The sequence below is a fragment of the Nodularia sp. LEGE 04288 genome (assembly GCF_963896525.1).
Classification (GTDB): Bacteria; Cyanobacteriota; Cyanobacteriia; order Cyanobacteriales; family Nostocaceae; genus Nodularia.
The window spans coordinates 24,288-43,599 of record NZ_CAWQOY010000095.1 but is presented as its reverse complement, the minus strand read 5'-3'; the positions used below and the strand labels follow the sequence as shown (position 1 = coordinate 43,599).

Annotated in this window: 18 protein-coding genes; 7 read left to right on the top strand and 11 right to left on the bottom strand. The window is 38.9% G+C overall.

Features of this window, described 5'->3' with window-relative positions; translation table 11 throughout:
- Nucleotides 1-213 precede the first annotated feature (213 nt).
- Entirely contained in the window at nt 214-585 is a 372-nt protein-coding gene (locus AACX33_RS08260) for a hypothetical protein (protein ID WP_227788932.1), read from the bottom strand.
- A gap of 130 nt (nt 586-715) precedes the next feature.
- Here AACX33_RS08260 and AACX33_RS08255 point away from each other — a divergent pair, with 130 nt between their 5' ends.
- The gene (locus AACX33_RS08255; RefSeq protein WP_227788931.1) at nt 716-868 is read left to right on the top strand and encodes a hypothetical protein; all 153 of its coding nucleotides are present in this window, start codon (nt 716-718) and stop codon (nt 866-868) included.
- Nucleotides 869-876: 8 nt separating this feature from the next.
- Here the strand turns inward: AACX33_RS08255 and AACX33_RS08250 are convergent, their stop codons facing one another.
- On the bottom strand, nt 877-5,994 hold the full coding sequence (locus AACX33_RS08250; protein ID WP_227788930.1) for a hypothetical protein: 5,118 nt from the start codon (nt 5,992-5,994) through the stop codon (nt 877-879).
- A 36-nt stretch (nt 5,995-6,030) separates the two neighbouring features.
- Here AACX33_RS08250 and AACX33_RS08245 point away from each other — a divergent pair, with 36 nt between their 5' ends.
- Nucleotides 6,031-6,564: a hypothetical protein gene (locus AACX33_RS08245; RefSeq protein ID WP_227788929.1), complete on the top strand. Its 534-nt coding sequence runs from the start codon at nt 6,031-6,033 to the stop codon at nt 6,562-6,564.
- Nucleotides 6,565-6,583: 19 nt separating this feature from the next.
- Here AACX33_RS08245 and AACX33_RS08240 read toward each other — a convergent pair whose 3' ends face one another.
- From AACX33_RS08240 to AACX33_RS08215, 6 genes are all read right to left on the bottom strand, one after another.
- The gene (locus AACX33_RS08240) at nt 6,584-7,084 is read right to left on the bottom strand and encodes a hypothetical protein (protein WP_227788928.1); all 501 of its coding nucleotides are present in this window, start codon (nt 7,082-7,084) and stop codon (nt 6,584-6,586) included.
- A gap of 108 nt (nt 7,085-7,192) precedes the next feature.
- Nucleotides 7,193-7,603 (bottom strand): hypothetical protein, encoded by a 411-nt coding sequence (locus tag AACX33_RS08235; protein ID WP_227788927.1) that lies wholly within the window; start codon nt 7,601-7,603, stop codon nt 7,193-7,195.
- A gap of 67 nt (nt 7,604-7,670) precedes the next feature.
- Nucleotides 7,671-8,876: an AIPR family protein gene (locus AACX33_RS08230; RefSeq protein WP_227788926.1), complete on the bottom strand. Its 1,206-nt coding sequence runs from the start codon at nt 8,874-8,876 to the stop codon at nt 7,671-7,673.
- Between the two features lie 133 nt (nt 8,877-9,009).
- Entirely contained in the window at nt 9,010-9,375 is a 366-nt protein-coding gene (locus AACX33_RS08225) for a hypothetical protein (protein ID WP_227788925.1), read from the bottom strand.
- Nucleotides 9,376-9,408: 33 nt separating this feature from the next.
- Nucleotides 9,409-10,740, bottom strand: coding sequence for an RNA-guided endonuclease InsQ/TnpB family protein (locus AACX33_RS08220; RefSeq protein ID WP_265338637.1), 1,332 nt, complete (start codon nt 10,738-10,740; stop codon nt 9,409-9,411).
- A gap of 41 nt (nt 10,741-10,781) precedes the next feature.
- Nucleotides 10,782-11,081, bottom strand: a complete 300-nt coding sequence (locus tag AACX33_RS08215; RefSeq protein ID WP_227788923.1) for an FHA domain-containing protein — start codon at nt 11,079-11,081, stop codon at nt 10,782-10,784.
- Between AACX33_RS08215 and AACX33_RS08210 the strand changes: the two genes are divergently transcribed.
- The gene (locus tag AACX33_RS08210) at nt 11,080-11,295 is read left to right on the top strand and encodes a hypothetical protein (RefSeq protein ID WP_227788922.1); all 216 of its coding nucleotides are present in this window, start codon (nt 11,080-11,082) and stop codon (nt 11,293-11,295) included. The genes AACX33_RS08215 and AACX33_RS08210 overlap by 2 nt on opposite strands.
- Before the next feature lie 53 nt (nt 11,296-11,348).
- On the opposite strand, the gene AACX33_RS08205 is transcribed toward AACX33_RS08210, so the two are convergent.
- Together AACX33_RS08205 and AACX33_RS08200 are read right to left on the bottom strand one after the other, a co-directional pair.
- The gene (locus AACX33_RS08205; protein ID WP_227788921.1) at nt 11,349-12,587 is read right to left on the bottom strand and encodes a ParM/StbA family protein; all 1,239 of its coding nucleotides are present in this window, start codon (nt 12,585-12,587) and stop codon (nt 11,349-11,351) included.
- Nucleotides 12,588-12,602: 15 nt separating this feature from the next.
- Entirely contained in the window at nt 12,603-13,112 is a 510-nt protein-coding gene (locus tag AACX33_RS08200) for a hypothetical protein (RefSeq protein WP_107807068.1), read from the bottom strand.
- A gap of 1,157 nt (nt 13,113-14,269) precedes the next feature.
- On the opposite strand from AACX33_RS08200, the gene mobV reads away from it, so the two are divergent.
- Complete coding sequence (gene mobV / locus AACX33_RS08195; RefSeq protein WP_227788920.1) at nt 14,270-16,096, top strand: MobV family relaxase; 1,827 nt, start codon at nt 14,270-14,272, stop codon at nt 16,094-16,096.
- Nucleotides 16,097-16,120: 24 nt separating this feature from the next.
- Here mobV and AACX33_RS08190 read toward each other — a convergent pair whose 3' ends face one another.
- The gene (locus AACX33_RS08190) at nt 16,121-16,684 is read right to left on the bottom strand and encodes a hypothetical protein (protein WP_227788919.1); all 564 of its coding nucleotides are present in this window, start codon (nt 16,682-16,684) and stop codon (nt 16,121-16,123) included.
- A 271-nt stretch (nt 16,685-16,955) separates the two neighbouring features.
- Here AACX33_RS08190 and AACX33_RS08185 point away from each other — a divergent pair, with 271 nt between their 5' ends.
- The 3 genes from AACX33_RS08185 to AACX33_RS08175 are packed head-to-tail and all read left to right on the top strand — an operon-like array spanning nt 16,956 to nt 19,306.
- Nucleotides 16,956-17,768 (top strand): hypothetical protein, encoded by an 813-nt coding sequence (locus tag AACX33_RS08185; RefSeq protein WP_227788918.1) that lies wholly within the window; start codon nt 16,956-16,958, stop codon nt 17,766-17,768.
- 16 nt (nt 17,769-17,784) lie between these two features.
- A complete protein-coding gene (locus AACX33_RS08180; protein WP_227788917.1) occupies nt 17,785-18,603 on the top strand; it encodes a nucleotide-binding protein in 819 nt (272 codons plus the stop codon).
- A gap of 10 nt (nt 18,604-18,613) precedes the next feature.
- Nucleotides 18,614-19,306 (top strand): hypothetical protein, encoded by a 693-nt coding sequence (locus AACX33_RS08175; protein WP_227788916.1) that lies wholly within the window; start codon nt 18,614-18,616, stop codon nt 19,304-19,306.
- The last annotated feature ends 6 nt before the right edge of the window (nt 19,307-19,312 follow it).

Genomic DNA, 19,312 nt, shown 5'->3' with positions numbered 1-19,312 from the left:
CTACAGCAGTTAATCCTCTTGTATCAAACAGGGAGAATCCAATAGCTAAAAACCTTTAAGAACTTTTAAGAACTTTATTTTCCAGGTTTTTTGCTTAACATTTTAGTTTCTAGTAGAAAATAAAGCTTTAAACCTTGACTAATTCAGAATTTCAGAATCAGGCTTTGATAATGCTTTCTAAAAGTGATACAAAAGGATTAAATACCAACATTCTTAGTTGAGTTTACAGCTGGCGGTAGGTTCTAAGTTGAAGAAAGTTCCTGAGCGGGGTGTAATTGAACGCAACTGTTGGATAAAAGCCTTAAATCTGGCTTCACTGATGCCGAAGCCAGCTTCTGCACAAGCAGTTAAACCCCCTTCTATGGGAATAGGAGAACCATTTCTAGGACTATAAACAATGAATTTATCGACAGTGCCAGTGCCGACCGCAAACCCTATCACTTGGCGAATTGTTCGCAAAGCGGCATTATCTAGAGAACCACCAATACTGCCAACACTGATATTAACGGCACGACTTTCAGCATAAGCCGGCGCACTAATTGACAATACTGCCCCAACCATCATCGCACAAGTGAATTTATTCATTTTCTTTTCCTCCAAAAAATCGAAAAACTAATAATTAGGTTGCGTGTGCATAAGGTACATATGAAAGTTTGCTAGGAAAAAATGTCAGACATTTTATTGTACCTCATATACGTATTTAGGAGGTTAGCTTATGGTTAAGCAACAGTTTCTACGCCTGGATAGCTTTACCAAAGCAGAACGGATTCAGATGACTGCCCATGTTAGTGAGGCCATTAACCAAGCAGGAGGCTGGATTACTGACTTCCACCAATACTCGAACATCTTAATCTGCATCAACTTTTAAGTACCCGGCTAGCGTTCAATACTTTCCTGCTGATTTCTATTTAAATATTCATCAATTTTTACATTTGTCTCATTGAAAAAACTTACTATTTCTGGAGAAAATTGATTAGTCTGTAGTCGTCCAGCTTTAATATCAAGAATTATATTTTTATCTTTAGTAAAAATGGTTAAATCTTCTTGTTGAGCATTAAAAGAAATGTCGTATACTTTTCCTTGAACTTGAGTAGAACCATCGGCTCCAGGTTTACCCATAACTGAGCCAATTTTTTGAGCAATTTGAGTAATTTGGCTAATGGATTGGTACTCGTGAGTATCCTGATTCATGGCTGCAAAAGCTTTGTCTGAAAGTTTTTGACTTTGTTTAAATTCATTAACAACCTCCACAATCCTCTGTTTATATTCATCTGGTTTACCCAACTTTTCAGCAGCTTTGTACCAATCTCTCAACTCATCAATAGTCACTGGTTTATTAATATTTTGGCGATTAATTGGCACAGGATCATTTTTCTCAATCTTGGGTGTAGGAAAGGCAACAATTTTGCCATCAACATAATCCCCCAGAGGTTCCATCTGTAGCCCCCATACCTTCTGTTTTCCCGTAAATAATTCTGGTAATGCTTTGGCTGAATGCTTTTCCATTTGCGCCCATTGCTGTTGGTAAGTGGGGTCAGACATCATCTGTTGAGTGATTTGGTACTGCTTGCCCACTCGAAAGGCTACTTCCTTACCTCCCCCAGACGCGATTGCAATATCACCTTCTTTAAATCCATACTGTTTGTAAGGTTCATAAGCTCTAGTGGTGTGAGTCCTGCCATATCCCCGCATGGCATCAATGCAAGTATCCACTGGAAGAGAATTTGATTCGCCTCGCATAATCAGGGGATAGTTCATTGGGATAGGTTTACCAGATATGGTTTGTGGTTGACTAATTGCAGTTTGTTTAAAAATTGGTTGCTCAGGTGTTTTTAAAGATTTCGGTCGATTTGGTAAAGAATGGATTTTTTGCTGATATTCATCTCTGGACTCAATTATTTCCCCAAACTTCCTTGTCATCGCTGCGGCTGTTTGGTCTGGTATGGAGGCAGTCACCAAGTTAAACACCGCCAATCCTTTCTTATTTTCAAGTTGTGCTGGTACTTGAGTAAAAGTTACATCTTGTTTTTCTAGCCACTGGGTGACAGTTTCAACCTTATGGTCATCTACCACCATCCCCATGATCCCCAGCATTTTATCTTCTGGAGTAGTAAACAAAAAAGTGGGGCGTTCTTTAACCTTTTGCAATAACGGCGCACTTTTATCAATCATTTCCTGTTGTGGTGAAGCTACAACTCGCTTATCTGGAAATGCTTGACTTTCCTTAGTCCAAACTTCAGAATATTCAACTGTGCTGGGGTCAATTTTCACAAAGGTATGAGAAAAATTACTTTGCAGTGTAGCTGGTACTTCGGTCAGCTGACCAAATTGCAGAACTCCCAAGTCTTTAAGTGCTTCCTTGTCCTTCTTGAAATGCAACACTCCCAATGGTTTACCATCTAGAAATACAGCATCCCTGGTCTTTGATTGGGGAATTTCTAAATTTACCTTTCTATATTCAGATTGATCAAAAGGTTCATTTTTAAAATCATATACATCAACTCTATTAATTTTTAACAAGTTGCCTTGGGGCGATTCACCAATTAAAGTTGTGGTTTTATTACCATCACCAATAGGTGTGAGTTTCAGGTTGAGTTGATTGCCATTCTTGAGATAATTAACTTGTTGAAGTTGTTTAACTGAATCAGCATCTAATTCCCCAAGTGTTTTCCCATCCAGTTGAATTTTTACCGCTTGATTAGGAACGGGTACTGTCCCAATTGAAAGGTTGGCTGGTTCGGCATGAAACTCACGCCCCGCATAAGAGAATTTACTAATTTCTCTGATCGTAAACTCAACGGGAGCTTTCCCTGGTTGCTCGACAGTACCAATGGCTGTATAGGTTTCCCCAGGCACTATGTTGGCTTGAGCCTTTGTCCCAATGGGTAACTGACTTGTCCTTGGTTCCAACATGGCAAATTCTTTGTACTCCCCAGCATCGTCTTGTACAAATACGAGTCGAGAGCCATAACGTTCATGATCCTGTGGATGATCACTAGCCCTAATTTCTATTGGGTATTTCTCATCTGGGTTCCAAGCTTTACCCTTGAAATTGTTCGCCTCATTGTCAAGCGTCACCAATTTCATGTCTGTAAATTGCAATTCTTTCAGGCGTGACACAATTTCATCCGGGAAAGCAGCAAAGGCGAAATTAGATACTTTTTTCTGGACATCTCGTTGCTTATCTTCTACCTCATCTTGTCTGGTAGCTGATATACTCCAAGCTGCTGCTGCCGCCGATAATCTCTCAGACTCCGGGATAGAAGCACGAAATGCTTCTGCACTTTGGTAAGCTTGCTGAAATAGTAACGAGGTTTGCCCCCGACTCAATTCTGGTTGAATTTCCTTGAGAAAAGCCCCAGCCGTGACCATTCCTGGTTTTAAATTGTAATCTTCTACTGACTGCTGGCTGACTGTTCCTAATCTGCGATATTTAGGTTTACCATCTTCGACCTCTCCATCAATTTGAGCGATCGCCATTAATTTGTGAGGGCGTTCCCGACTGCGATATTGTTCGGAGATTTCTTTAAGCTCAATATTCAACCTTTGGCCATTCCAAATCCCCGGATGACCATAGCGAGTTAAGTTAGTAATTTCTAGTTGCGCTCCTTGCTGTGTTTGAATTATGGCAGATGGTCCGCGCTCAGTTTCCCGTCGTCGCTCCATTGCTGTAGCTGCATTAAATTTCTGGTCAAATTCCTGCTTGGCTAAGATGGCAGAAAATCTTTGCTGTGGGGTGAATTCTACTTCCTTGAACAAATCTTGGAATTGGACTATGGGACGAGATTCGAGTTGGGAATTTTCAAAGTATTTATTAGTTTGGCTGATTAATAATTCTACAGGTGAGTAGCCTTTGGGAGTAATACCAGTGTTTAAATAAGCAGCTTTTGATTTTTTATCTTTAATATAATTAACGTCACGATATAAATAGCGTTGATTCTCCCTGACTAAATCCATATCAGGTGTTTTGGCACTTTTGAATAAATCTACCGCTATTTGGTTCTGATAACAACCTTCTTCAATCATACTGCGATACATTTGACGGTTTACATCCATCGCCTGTTGTATAATCTCTGGCGTTCTATGAGGATTTTCGGCTAGGGCTACAAACTTTTCCATATAGGGTTTATATTCTGACCTAATTGGTTTGGGTTTGTCGTAACGTTCTTGTTCAAATAAACTTTGATAATGATGGGAAACTTGGTCTAAATATTGTGATTTTAGCTCCGGTGTGCCATAAGTATTGAGAACTTCAATTTCTGACTCCAATGCTTCCAAGGCTGTAACTTGATTATTAATGATCCCCACGCTGATGCTGTCGCTCATGTGGATGGCAATTTCTTCAAAGGGTGGTTGGGTTTTATCTTCCCTATAAAATGATTGCTTTTTCAGCTTGACTGTGGGAGAGTATGCATTTTCGGGCTTGTTTCTGTATTCAGCTTCTGCTGTAAAATTGGGGTATTTACTTGCTTGAGCGACACCAATGCAGTCACCATCAAAATCTCTAGCCTGACGTTCAGATTCCGTTTCTATTGGTGCAACTTCACCAGCTTCCAATCTTGCTTGTATTCGTTTATGATCTTCATCATTAACTACGATGATTCCTTTTAAAGCTTTACCATCTGGAGCTAGACGGTCTTCAATATGCTTGTTAACAGAAACACATAACCCATTAGAGTTAAGAAAAGGAGAACGAAAGTTAAGGACTTTTTCGCCTTCATCCATCCAAGGCACACAAATTTCCCCATTTTTCAATTCCTTAGAAGGAATAATCATTCCCCGGTCAAAAGTCAGTGTTTTACCAACAGCAATATCACGCCATTCATTCTGGATAAATTTATTTAACTCTTGTTTAACCTTCTCAGTTTCTATAAGTTGATTATGTCCTAGCAAATCTGATTTTATAATTTTATACATTAAGGAATCATCTTGCTCTTTTTCAGCTTCATCATCTAACTGATTTTCTTCAGGACTAAATAAATCTAGTTGTTTGACAAAAGTTTCCTTAATTTCTGGCGTAATTATTTCTTGCTGTATAGATGCCTTTTGTTCCTCAGTAAAGGCTTTGCGTTTTTCATACTTCTCACAGTACAGTTCAGCCACCTTTCTAGGGTCATCTTGAACTTCTGCTAGTTGTTGAGCTTGTAGTTCCAGTTCCTCCGCGAAGTCTTTGATTCCTTGGGGGAATGATGCCAGTAATTGAGATATGGCAGTTTTACCCTTCTCTGATTGGGCTTTTTCACCTAACCAAATATTTTGCTGGTATAGCCCTGGTTTGATCTGTGGTTTACTTGGTCTATCTGGGTTATCTTTGTCCGTGCCTTTGAAACTGGATACAGGAATAATTAGGTCAATTTTGGGTTTATTATTAAGATTTGCATATTCTATTATATTTAGTTTGTAGGGTCGCAATGTCCCTTTGCCAAAACGATACTTAGTATCTTCTCCATCACCTTCTTTCCAACCAAAGCGATGCTGAATTACACGATAAGTTTTATCTTGTTGTTCTTCTCTTTTGGTAACCTTATCATATAGCTCTGTGGAAATTTGACCGTAGCAATCTCCTACCAATTTCCACGCAACCTTATCCTCAATCACTCCCCCATTTTCGCCTGTACTATCGTCTACTACCAGAACATTTAATTTCTCATTGATTGAATCTTTGCAAGAACCTAAAAATATTGAACCATAAGCCCCCCGGTCTTTCCGGTCTGGACAAAGTTTCTCAATTACTTCCAAACATTCTGGTTCTCCATAGAGCAATCGAGTTTTTGAAGATAACAGCAGAACGTGACCATCTGGATGATTTTGTAAATCTTCTGCTTTACTATATTCATCAATATGTCCAAAAGAAAAATCTTTACCTGGAAAGTAAGATTCAAGTAGTGTATTATCTAACTTTTCAGTTAAAATGGAATCAGGATTCTTGCTATCTCCGTCAGTATGAATCCATTGATTTAATCTAGTATCAAAGTGTTTGAACTCTAAGGTCATAAATTTTTAGTTTATTGTAATTTTTGGAGGTTTGATATGTCACGAATTAAACGTTGGATTAATATGAACAAAAAAGAATTTAATGCTGATGGAACAATGAAAGATGAGGTTAGACAACAAAAAATATCTCAAGGGAGAAATCCAGCCGCAATTGACGACTATGCTCTAAGAGCGAAACAAGAGTATGATGAGTGGAAACTTTTAGACGAAACAGACCCAGAGCCGTGGCCTGTGTATACTGCCTACGATTTCTTCACCGCCGAAGAAAAGCAACAGTTTAACCCAGATGGCTCTCTCAAACCCGAATATGTGGAGCAAGCGCTTCAAAAGGGCATCAGTGAGAACTGGTTGGAAGAAATGGAACGACGCAAGAAAATAGATGTTGATAATTACAATGCGGTGTCTGCAAAATATGCCGAACAAGGTATCAACTTTGGTGAAGAACAAATGCAGGAAAGAATTGCTTCTAGCAAAACATACGGTCAACGGCTGAAGCAAATGGCTATAGACTTGCGGAACTGTGAACCTGCCGATAGCTTGCCCTTTGATAAGGAAACCACCTATTGGTAAACAATTCAGGGTTTGACTACTATTCATCGGATTTGAATTGACCCTGAATTTTACCTTTTTGTTCGTTGTGAGTGAAATGGCCGCGATCGCCTTTCGCGGAGCGTCTCGTAGAGAAGGCATCGCCCTCTGAAAAAAATTGATTGCGTTCTACAGAATTAGAGACGGTGGGGTTCTGGGTTTGGGAACGTGACAACACCCCATGAGAGAACGCAATCATCCCCAGAATTGCAAAGGAAGTGATGCAGACTCTTTGCAATGAGTTGAATATGGATCTTTCTCTGACTTCTTGAGCCAGGATGTCGTATAGTTTATTTTCGCCAGTTCGTCTTTTGAGGTAATCCAATACCTTAAGACACTGGGTAATATCCTCGCCTCTTTTAGCCTTTTGGCAAATCAAAACTTCCATCAATTCTTTACGGTTTTCAGGAGTGGATAAATCTATTTCATCCCACTCTGTTGTTCTTGATTCGCCAGTAAAGCCGAGTTTACTCTGTTCCAGTTCATAATCCAAAAGCTGCATCTTTCTTCACCAGTAAACGTTAAAGAAAGAATACTCACAAGTCAAATCAAAAACAATCAACTTTATTACTATCTTGATCTAATACTTTTGTCTGTTCGGTTATTACGGTTACAATTCTAGGTCTAAATCATTACTTTTTTCCCAAAAATATTGCTGTTGTGGAACTGGGTGGTCAGCACGAAAAGGATTTGTGCCATCTACAAATATTTCCTGTGCCAGAGTCCGTCCATCACCATCTGTGTCACTTTGCAGAATGAAATTCACTACATGGGAGGGCATACCGTTGGTTATGGCCTGCCCATAAAATACCTTGACAAACTCAATCGATGCCTCGCTGTTTGACAAAATGGCTAATGTTCGTCTCGCGTCTTGAATAGTCATCTTGCGAACATCTTTCACACCAGCTTCTTGCCAAATATCATTGAAAAATTCAGTTTTTTCTTCAGACATTTGTTCTCTGGCGAATTTTGCTAGTTGTTCAGCTTGAAGTTCAAAGTCAAAGTTTTCAGATTCAGACATGATATTGACCTGATTGAATATTTTTCACCGCTTTCTGTGCCAAAAAAAGCGGCAATCAATGCACAGCCTATTTTGCCGTCAACGCGAAGGAATTGCGTTTGCTGGAATTCACCATTTTCATGAGATGCTGATTCAGATAACTTTGGGCAGAGATATACAAACTCTCCCAAAGCTCTTGAGAGCGACTGACTTTAGTTCCGACTGTATTCCCTGCCATTTTCTCAGAAACCAAGTATTTACGATAATGATTCCCCCACAGATGTTGCAGGAAGTTCTCAGCCAACTCCTCAAAAGGAATAATCCAGTTGTAATCCTCATCCAGGAAGACCCGATAGGAGGCAACTATAGGTAATGCCAAATCAGTTGGCGCACCAAACCCAAAGGAATACTTACTATCGGGAAGCAGAGTATTTTTTCTTGTATCGATTGATGCTAAATCATTTACACCCTTTCTTCTGGGGTTGCTGATATGCTCTTGAACAATTTCATACAATCTTTGTTCAATCCACATAGCTTGCGAAAGCAGAGGGAGTAGCTTATTCAATCTTTCCCTCTCAGTATCTGTGATGTGACTGGGGGTATTTGTACCCGTAGGATGCTTCGTTCTTTTATTGCTATCAGGGTTGTACCTGTTTCTGTCCAGGCAGTTGATTAATTTGAATAGGTGAGTAACATTACACTGGGCATTTCTGGGAGCGCCAGTTTGGTTCTGGTAATAGGCAACTCTAAACTTTCTATCTTCCGTTCTTTCTAACTCGGCTAAATACTGCTTGATAAATTCATAATCACCCCTGGCGTTGACTTTGGAGCGAGAATCTACGGGGGAAGTGGTATTGGAAGCTAGAGCAATATCTTTAGCTTCTACTTCATTTAAACCAATGTGGATGGTAACTTTGACTTTGGCTTGGCTGAGGTCATATTTGTAATTTCTCGCTTGCTCAAATGCTAGAACTGTGTGACCGCCATTGATGATGCCATCGCTACCCCCCTCGGAAGCTTCGAGTATTTCTAGTTCCAGTTCAGTTTTGTTCTTATTGGGTTTAACCTTATTGGCACAGAGGACTATACCACTGTGACGCTCGAAGAATTTGGCGGGTTGAGTCGTCAAGGAGTCAAAGATTTGCCTGTAAGTTGCACTTCTGCGGTTGGGTTCGCGGATGTTAGGTTCTAGGGGTAAGTCCGTGGGGAATTTATCAATGTGGGCAGTGGCGATAATGCAATTCGGGTTGGCATTGAAATAGTTATCTATTTTCAGAATCCAAGTTTTCGGCATGGTTTATTTTCTCGCAGGAGCAAAACTTTATAGTAACGCTTGAGTTATTTAGTACAATTGTCCTAGTAAATGTTGAATTCGCTCAAAGACAAAACACAAAACACGATGCTTCTGATTGACTTCAGAGGCATTTTTATCCTTTCGCTGACTGAAATACAAATAATAATATAGCGATCGCACCAATCAGGAAAGTCATTTGCATTAAACTCAACATGACGTTGATACTGAAAATATCCCCATAAGTTTGGTGAACATTGCCAATCAATTGTCGGGCTTTGTAGACATCATTCCAGATTAATGCTGACCTTTCCACAGTCCCAAGACCAGGAAATTTACATTGTTTAAACAAATTCTTCCCATAACAATCACAGGCATTAGTTTCTTGTACTGACAATCTTCGTCTCTCTCGTTCAGGTTTTTGCCAACAAGGGTCTTTGGCTACATCTTCACTCAGTCCACTGAGTGTTACTAGGGATTCAAAAGGGTACTTAGTCAACATCAACTGGTTAAGAAATTTTCCACTGTCTATGAACTACCCATAGTTGGCTCCGCCTGAACTATGGGTTTCTACATCCCTTAGTTCGTTGCTAGCAGAAACTTCTACAGATTTTTGACGCTTCTTCGTCCCTAGTTGCTTCATACTTCCTGCTTGTTTGCGGGTGTATGAAGTAGAGCTAGGCGACTCTGCGTCTACGAGGTTAGTTCCTAACCCCGGTAGTGTTCCTTTCGACCAATAAAGCATAACTTCGGCAGCAGCGATGTCGCGGTCTTGAATATATCCACAAACCCCACACTCGTGTACTCTAATATTGAGTGTTTTCTTGTGTTGATGACCACACTTAGGACAGGTTTGACTAGGCTTTACTTTCTTAGTTGGAACTTCAACGAACACACCACCAATTTGTTCTACTTTGTACTTGATGGTACTGCGAAGCATTCCAAAACCAAGATCCAGTATTGACTTATTCAAACCAGCTTTTTGCTTTTTACGCTGACCTTTCTTAGCTTTACTAGTCATATTTTTGACCTCTAGTTTTTCGGTGGCAACGAAGCTATTACTGCTGATTATTTCTGCTGCCACTTGATGAACCCAGTTTTGACGCTGGTTAGCAACTTGACGAGTTAGTTTACTAACCTGAGCTTGGGCTTGTTTCCATCTTCTAGAAGCCTTGACCTTCTTGTTTCTGTTGGGTGCGCGTTTGCGCCTTTTTTCTTTAGATACCTTTTTTATTTTCTGTTCAGCATTCCTCAAAAACTTGGGAGCATCAATTTGTTGATGATTTTCTCCATCGGTAATTGATAATGCTGATTTACAACCAAAATCAATGCCAATTGCACCAGTTGGCAAAACTTCAGGCTTTAACGCTTGATCTAAAACGTCAACAGTAATAGATGCGTACCATTTACCGTTACGGTAAACAATAGTGCAAGTGGTTGGTTTGCCCCAATACTTTGCTTTCCCTCGCATCTGAATCCGTCCAATTTTAGACAAGTTTAAGTAACCATTTTCACCATTTGATTCTACCGAATAACCAGTTTTAGCCGGATAAGTCCAACCTGAATAATGGCGTATTGACTTGAATCTTGGACGCTTGCCTAAACCTTTAAACCAACGTTCAAAAGCAAAATCAACACGCTTCAAGGTTGCTTGCAAAGCTTGTGAATTAATTTCTTTATATTCTGTCCAAACTTCCTTGAACGCTGGTAAACAATTCTGTTGCTCAAAATAATCAACCTTGTGGTTGAATTTTTGATATTGCGTAAACCTATTATTGACTGCGGCATTATAGAGGTCTTTGTGTAACTTTTGGTGATACCGCAAAGACTGCTGTGTTTGCTTATTTGGGTATAACCGGAAAGTCATTCGCCTCGTAGCCACTGATTTATTTGTCTCCTATATGCGACTTATTCTATGATATTACAAACGATAATAACAGAGCCAACTTGTATTAAATTCCCATCTGATAAAGCCTGTGATTGTTGATGCCTAAGTTGTGTGCTACCAATACGAGTTCCACTGCTGCTGCCCACGTCAAATAACCAATATTGGTTTTTTCCCCAAAGGATGGCGGCATGATAACTATCTACATCTTTGTCGCTGACCACCAAATCATTATCTGGGTCACTGCCAATAGTAAATGGCAGTTGAGTAACTGTGCATTGTTGAATAGGGTTGGTATGGGCAGTTAGTTGTAGAGTTTGCATGAGTATTTTGGCTTTTGTTAATCATCGCTACGCGAAAACTGCATTGAAGTATGGCGATGGAAACTTAAGAAGAGTAAAAAATATTTTAATCGGCTTAGTTTTGGGGATTTTTGTGACTTCCATAGCATCAAATCTCCTCCTTTCAAATTCTTTATTTAAATCAGTATATTGTAATTGGGAAGAATTAGAAGAAATATTCCAACTTCAAAAGTAAATTTGATAAAAGCAGTTATACACTGCTTTTATTTTTCTTATCAAGAGATAAAATCACACACCTTCGTGCATGGGCATAAAACCCTGTTGAATCCATACATCTTCAGGAATTTTGCCATTATAATAAGTTGGTTGATTATCGGTTGGCACTAAAGTTTTTCCTTGACGATCATGACCTAAATTTTTGTCCAACATTTTAATGTGGCTAATATGGCTTGTCCAAACATCAGTTACTCTATCCCCCAAATCAAGAGTATCTAACTTCTTTGGAATTGACACATTGCCATTCCAAACAATCGGTATGCCCTCATTCTCAAAATGTTCAGTCAACTCTTGTCGAACAAATTCAGCCGTTCCACCACAAATTACAATCTCATCCAAGTCCGCAATATTTCGCATCCATCTGAGTACAGCAAGACAATACTCGTCGCGCACATCTGGCAATAACTTTTGAAACAGCTTTAAATCCGACTCTATCCCAGACTCCGTAGTTTTGCGTGATAAAGCACGTAGGTCATCAAAATCGCCCTTACCTGCTGCCAATAAAGCCGGTATCAAACGCGAATCATATTTAGATAAACCAACAGCAGTACGTTCAACAAACTGTGCTACTACCCAACTCATACCCCATTGGGTAGACTCTGCTAGGGATGGGTTGCCCTTTTGGGAAAGATAAAAACTGGCGTTCCGATACCCTAACATCAGCATCCCAATGTTATTTTGGAAATATTTATTTTGGATACTACGACGATAATATGCCATAATTCCAGAGCCTTCTCGAGAAACATCAAAATTACGTAGCTTCCCTTTTAGCCTGACTGTCGGTGTTGTTACACCTTTTTTCAAAGCTTGTGCTAACTCTATTGCTAACTGTTCACCATCGCTGACTTCTCCTGGTGGTAGCAATAGTTGTACAAAAACCTCACTAAAAGAGTTTAAATTAAAATTACGGCAAGCTAGCCATAACATGGCCATAATTTTTGGCAGCGCATACTGATACTTTAAATCTCGTATCGCTGCCGTCCCTGCAAACATAGTTTTTGCTAACTCACCTAATACATAGTATTCTTCACCCAATCCCACCCAAGCATTGTTGCCATGAAAAAATTGATTTTGTTGAATCAACCGCTCAATTGAACCTTGGCTCACATCTGCAACTTCTGGGGACATTGCCAATACTATCGGTATACCATCTGGATATATTTGTGCGATCGCTTTAGTTTGACTGCCACCTAAATCACAAGTCAAGACCAGCCTAGTGACATTTTTTGATTTATCTTGATTTTTAGTCATGTTTTTCTTGATTTATTACCCTAAACCCATCATTCGATTCGCGTCTCTTAATTCTTCGGGCTTTGGCATCCTCATTAATGCCGCCTCTACATCCCAGTCGTCATCATCCTCATCAATCTCATCCTCATTAGTTTGAGCATTTGACTGACTACTATTATTTGAATGACTATCAGAAATCTCTCCCCAGGTAGATGTTTTATCATTTGCTGATACAAATGTTTGGTTGATAACTACTGGCGCAACATGAACTGGTTCAATATCAAGCCCACAGATTCGACGAATGGTGCTGATTTGCGCTTCTAATTTAGCGATCGCACGAATCCCTGCTTGCCTTAGTTTTTCTCCACCCACCCCTTTTGACAATAATGTTAAAGGTAGCCAGTGTGCCTTGAGAGTAGACAAAACTAATTCAGGAAAGCTCTCATTTTCATCAAAAGGGTCAGATTGCAAGTAACTAATTACTTGTCCATCCACACTATCATCTAATCGCTTTATTGAAATCCTTTGGTGCTTTGCATCTGTCATATTCTTGTGTTTTAAAATCTTGATAACAGGAATGCAGATGCGATAAATTATCGCATCACTACCATTTAAAGAATAACAAATGAATTCTCAACGAGCAATAATAAATCATTTTCTTGTTAAGCCTTTCTGAATTCGACAACTAATTTTGATAACACTTTTACTATTTATTTAAATTTTAAATTTATTCAGCCAAGATAGTTCTTCGTTTATTTGTAAACTTATTGCTAGTAAACACCACAATCTACATAGATTTAATTTAGTTTAACAGTGGTATTTTTGTGTAATTTAACACTATGTCTTTGGCACGCTTCAAATTATCAACAGAAGGGCTTTTAGATATCAAAAGGACGCTGTTGAGCAACGAAAAAACTTTATTGCTCCCGAAAAACACATAATGTAACCAAAATGCGATAGTTTAATGACATCCCAATGAGCGTAAAAAATCACCAAAATCGACATATTTTGAGACTTTTATGCCTTGTCTACGCCTCCTATTTTTAGTTAAAAACCGCTCAAAAGCATATACAGAGAAAGTTACAGCCGTTTTTATTAGAAAATTTTGACTCAAAAATCATAATACATTCATGTTGCAAAAGTAATTCAAAAAACTGTTCACAAATTATTCTGTAGTTCTTTATAATACTTATAGTTACAAAAGAGTTGTGTCAGCCTTTGAAAAAAGGTCGAGTGAATCCGAAGCAGCCTGATAATTATCATTAAGATAGCCTTATTGACACTTGAATAACTGAAAACCCTTGTATTTACGTTAAATTAGCCAGTTTTTAGTCAACAGTCACAGAGGTATTTTTGATAGTAATTTGAGGTAAAGATTGACCCCAAAACAGCATTTTTCTCGTGATTTACTGCTAATAATAAACCAAGACACCACCTGATGACTTCATTAACCCTAAAACCCTGTAAATTAGCCGTTAAATAGCCTTTTTGTTATACTTATAAGGGATGGGTTTCTCTCTAATGATGACACAAGGCAGGACTACCGCCATCCCATGAGTGTCAGGTGCAATTTATTAGAACTGTACTCACTACAGTTCTAAAATCTACGGGTGAGATTTCCGTCCCGTTCATGCTCGCCCAGAGACAACCCACAATTACCCTTTGGGGCATGAAAACTGGAGTAAATATACAACTGAGAACAGATGGCAGGTTTAGCAATTTTACGAGTGGTGAAGCTGAAATCTTTTGGCAATGTGGGGGGTAGTGAAGCCCATACTGCCAGACTTCAAGAAACTGCTAATGCTGACCCACAAAAAACAAATATCAGGTTGGTTGGGGACATTGACCATCCCTTGAAGGAAATTGTCAAACTCAAAATTAAGTCTTGCACAAAATACAAGCCCCGCAAAGATGCCGTGTTGTGTAGCGAGATGTTTTTGAGTGCCAGCCCAGAATATTTTCGCCCTTATGACCCATCACTAGCGGGAGAATGGGATCAGGAACGATTGAGGAATTTTTCTAACACCTCTAAGAACTGGCTGATTGAAAATTACGGTGATAAATGCGTAAGAGCAGAGTTACACCTGGATGAAGCCACCCCTCACATTCACGCTTACATAGTGCCGATTGACGAAAAAGCCCATCTTCTCAGTCATTACAAAATGTTTGGCGGTTCACCTAAAGAGTGCAGAATCAAGTTATCCAAATTGCAGGATAGTTATGCTCAAGCACTAGCACCATTGGGTATTGAACGAGGGGTCAAAGGCAGTAAAGCCACCCACACTAAAATTAAGGAATATTACCAAGCCGTAAATAGTCAACCTTTGACTTTGGAACTTGAACGATTAGAACCCATATTGGGAGAAACAGCACAACGATTCTATACTCGGATGAAAGCTGACCCAGTGATTCAAGCACTCGATCATCAATTAGCGGATCGTCAACGCGCCATTGAACATGAACAACGAGCTGTTCAAAATGCGATCGCTAGTGAAAAACTCCGGCAACAGCAAGAAACCACAATCAAACAACTCGAATCAGAAAGCTGGGACTTGCGGCAGCAGACAGAAAAACTACGCGACTTATCCCTGGAGGATGTAGCTTGGCTGTTGGGGTTAGACCGTGACCACAACCAGCCAGGGCAATGGAGAGGCCAGGGTCATATCATGAATATAGATGGCTCCAAATTCTATGACTTTCATCCCAGTGAACAAAAGGGTGGCGGTGGTGCTATTGACTTGGTGATGCACGTTAACCAGTGTGATAATGCCCAGGCGATCGCTTGGGTACATGATAATTTTGGTGAAGCTGGGGTAGAAAAGGCAGTCATCGCCCAAGCTCGAAAAATCGCCACTGAATTTGCACAGTTAGAACCCAGACCCAAGTTTGTACCCCCACCAGCTGATGACCACCAATGGCATAAAGTCAAAAATTATCTTACCTATTCGCGAGAATTACTACCAAGTTTTATCCAAGCCGTTCATGATCAAGGTTTAATTTACGCTGACGAGCAACAAAACGCCGTGTTCTTAATGCGGAATCTAGATGGTGAAACCACTGGTGCATTTTTAAATGTAACAGAAGGGGAAGATAACAGCTTTGAGGGTTATGTGACAGGAAGTAAGCGAACTGATGGGTGGTTTCATTTAAAACTGGGAGGAGAACCAAACGGTGAAATTGAAAAAGTTGTATTGTGTAAATCCCCCATTGAGGTGCTGTCATTTGCCACTCTGGAAATGGAAGTTGAGCAAGGAATACCCAAAACCAAGACAATGTACATGGCAGTGGATAGCCCCAAAAGTCTGCCTGTAGAATTTATCCAAACTGTCCCCGCAGTAGAAGTGGCCTATGACAATGATCATGCCGGGAATGAGACGGCACGAATGATCATGGAACAGTTACATCATGCCATGCGAGTTAAACCCAAAGGTAAAGATTGGAATGATACCCTGTCTGCATGGAGAAAGTACCAAAAGCAACAGAAGCGTGACCACCAGCACCAGCAGCCGGGGCAGGAACTGGAACTGTGACCAAAAGACCAAAAATGTGTTCCATCATTTAATTGGATGGAATAGTCCATCGTCACCAAAGCGCCACCCAACAGAACCAGGATCTTTCGACCTGCACCATCTTTCAAAGTCCTTAGAACTCTGATTATTTCGTTCTCGCTCTAAAGTGGCTAAATCGACACCCAATCTTTTAGCCAGATTTACCCCTTGATACGCTTGCAGTTCTAACTGCGGTGGATGATATTGGTAGGACTGCTTTCTTTGAGGACTTGCAGAACGCTGTCCAAGTAAAGAAATAGCTCCTTCAATTTGTGCCAACCTCAAAGATATGGCTTCGGTCTTTTGTTCCAACAATGAAAGTCTTTGTTTTGAACTATCGTCTACACCAGCATCTTGTCCATTAGCCATTTGAGTCACAAAGGCTTCGAGTTGGTGTAGACGAGTTTCTACACTTGTTTCTGTGCCAGGAACTTGCCCCAGAATATGATGCAAGCCTTGAATCACTAAATCGGTAGCCGTAGTGTTACGTTCTCGTGCAGCTTTGCGGAGTGCATTGGTGAGGGTTTTGGGGAGTTTGAAGTTTATTGATTCGCGTTCTGTGTTAGCCATTTCTACACCACTTATATACCCTAGTACAGACAGTTTAACCCATTGACTAAGCCTCGTTGGGGCGGGTGTAGGGTATTGGGAAACAGGAAGGTATTTTCTTAGAGAATAGCGTTGAAACCTAGAAATTGGTTATTTCTATTTTGTATTCACACTTCAACTTTTTTGGCAATAGTAAGAAAGTATGATATTGATCCCGTAATTTAGTTTATTCCCTTATGGAAGCAGAATATGCCATATTGATCGCAAATCAGGACAACGAAAAGCAGGATTTATGGTTGAAATATGGCATCCGATGGAGTTCAACCATCCATCGGGAAAAATAGTTCGTGTAGTAAATATTCCTAGTGGAGTAGAGTTATTCGCTGAAGATGTATTTTGTCTACTTGGTGTGGAAGTTTCAAATTTAAAGCATGACATTGAAATTAACCAACGATATGTCGTCGTAAATGGAGAAGTATGCCGGGCTGATACCATGCCTGCTTCATCTATTTATTCCCTAAATTACACAAATCCCAAGCTGACAAGAAAATTAGGGTATTGGGTAAGAACAGATATTATTTCAACTTTGACAGAAAATGTCGCTTCGACTTATTCTCCAAAATATAAAAATAACAATATTAATTTCACTTCTAAAGAATCAATAATAAATTATTTAAAATATCAGAAATCAGACTGGGCAATAAATCAAGAGGAAATTGTGGATTTTTACTTGCGTTTCATCAACAAAACAATTCCCTTCGGATGTGATTATCCTACTGTTCAAGACAATCAAGAAGAACAATCAAGAATTTACTATCTACAAATAATACAAAATGTAACCAAGGATTACGATGGATATGAAAGCTTGTATAAAAAATTAGTTTTATCAACGACAAACCTACTAATGGCACAAGAATTAGATTTAGTAGTTTTTGTCGTTCTCAAAAGACTGCCTCAAACAGATTTTCCATTGGATGTAATTAAACAAGGGTTAGTGTTACAAGCTTTAAAATCCGTTCATGCATCACGATTTAGTTATTTCAATTGTGTCGAGCCTTTTTATTTGAGGCTCTTACAGTATTTGTCTAATGAAATAATTGCTTAGTATGGGTAGAAAAAAAATGACATCACAAGAAAATACTTCTCGTAGATTGGTTATCGTAACTGGTGATAAAGGGGGCGTTGGTAAGAGTACCTTTGCAAGAGGACTTTTACAAGCCTGGATAGATGAACAACAAGATTTTGTAGCTTTTGATGCGGATGTTTCAAATCCACAGATAAAAAGATTTTACAGTAACGAATGTACAATTGAACCACTTAATATATTTAAAAGGGGACAAACAGATATATTTTTACAAGGACTGGGAAAATATATCTTTACCCCTGATAAATCAATTGAAGATGGTGAAACTGGTAAAGTTGTGTTTTCTTCAAAATCATTATTTTTGTTGGAATTACCACCACAATCTAGCAACATTTTGAAGGATTTTGTCCAAGATATGGATCTTTTTGAAACCATCAAAAATATTTACCAAATGAGAGTAACTATGGTAGTAGTTATCTCTCGGACATTAGATTCAGTCAACCAGTTTGTTAACTTGTATAGTTACTGCCAAAATAATGTTGACTATATAGTGGTCAAAAATATTTTTTTTGGAGAAGACAACGAATTTAGCAGATACAATAATTCAGAAATAATTCAAAAAATTAAATCTGATTCAGCCAACAAACAATATATTCACGAAATATGTATGCCGGATCTAATTGAACACGCTTATGATTATCTTGATCAACAAAGCTATTCCTTTGCTAAAGGGATACAACAAAATGATCTCATTGCTGTAAAAGGAAGGGTGACAGCATGGCTACGCAAGTTCAAAGATTCCATTAAACCAGTCAGACATTTATTAGGTTTACCCAATTCAGATGCTGCAAAATAAGCGGATGATTATGACTGTAGGCGATTCCCGTGTTGGGAAATCTACAGTCTGTAAACTGTTGATTGATTTACTTTATTCTCAAGGTAAAACTGTCAAAGCTTACGACCATGATAATTTTCATAAACTACAAGCATACAGTAATTTAATTGCTGTTAATACTTTGGATTTTCTTAAGAGTGAAACTGACCAAGTATTAGAAGATTTAAAACATGGACAACTAGAGGTAATTCTTTTAGATATGCCTGGACAGTATGTAGACAAAATTTGTAATTTTATTGATGAATCAGATTTTTTTAATCTGCTAAATGAATCTGGTTGGAGATTAACATTTCTTCAACCTATCTCACATAGATTAAATTGTCTACAATTTATGGAGGAAATTATAAATTTCTCTAAGGAGTATGCCAATTATATAGTGATCAAAAATTATCACTTTGATCACAGATTTAAAAACTATCATACTTCTATGCAGAAGAAATTATATTCAGTAGGTGGTATTGATATAACTTTAACTAAATTACATACTGACCACTATGAAGCAATGGAAAGAACTAATAAACCTTACTCGCAGATACGTGATGATAAATCGATATATATTCTTTACCGCTCATATATATATCGTTGGATACAAAATTTTAATCAAGAACTACTTAAAAGCCAAGTGGCTAGTAATTATCTGTGTTTATCCAAATTGAATTTTTAGGAGTGA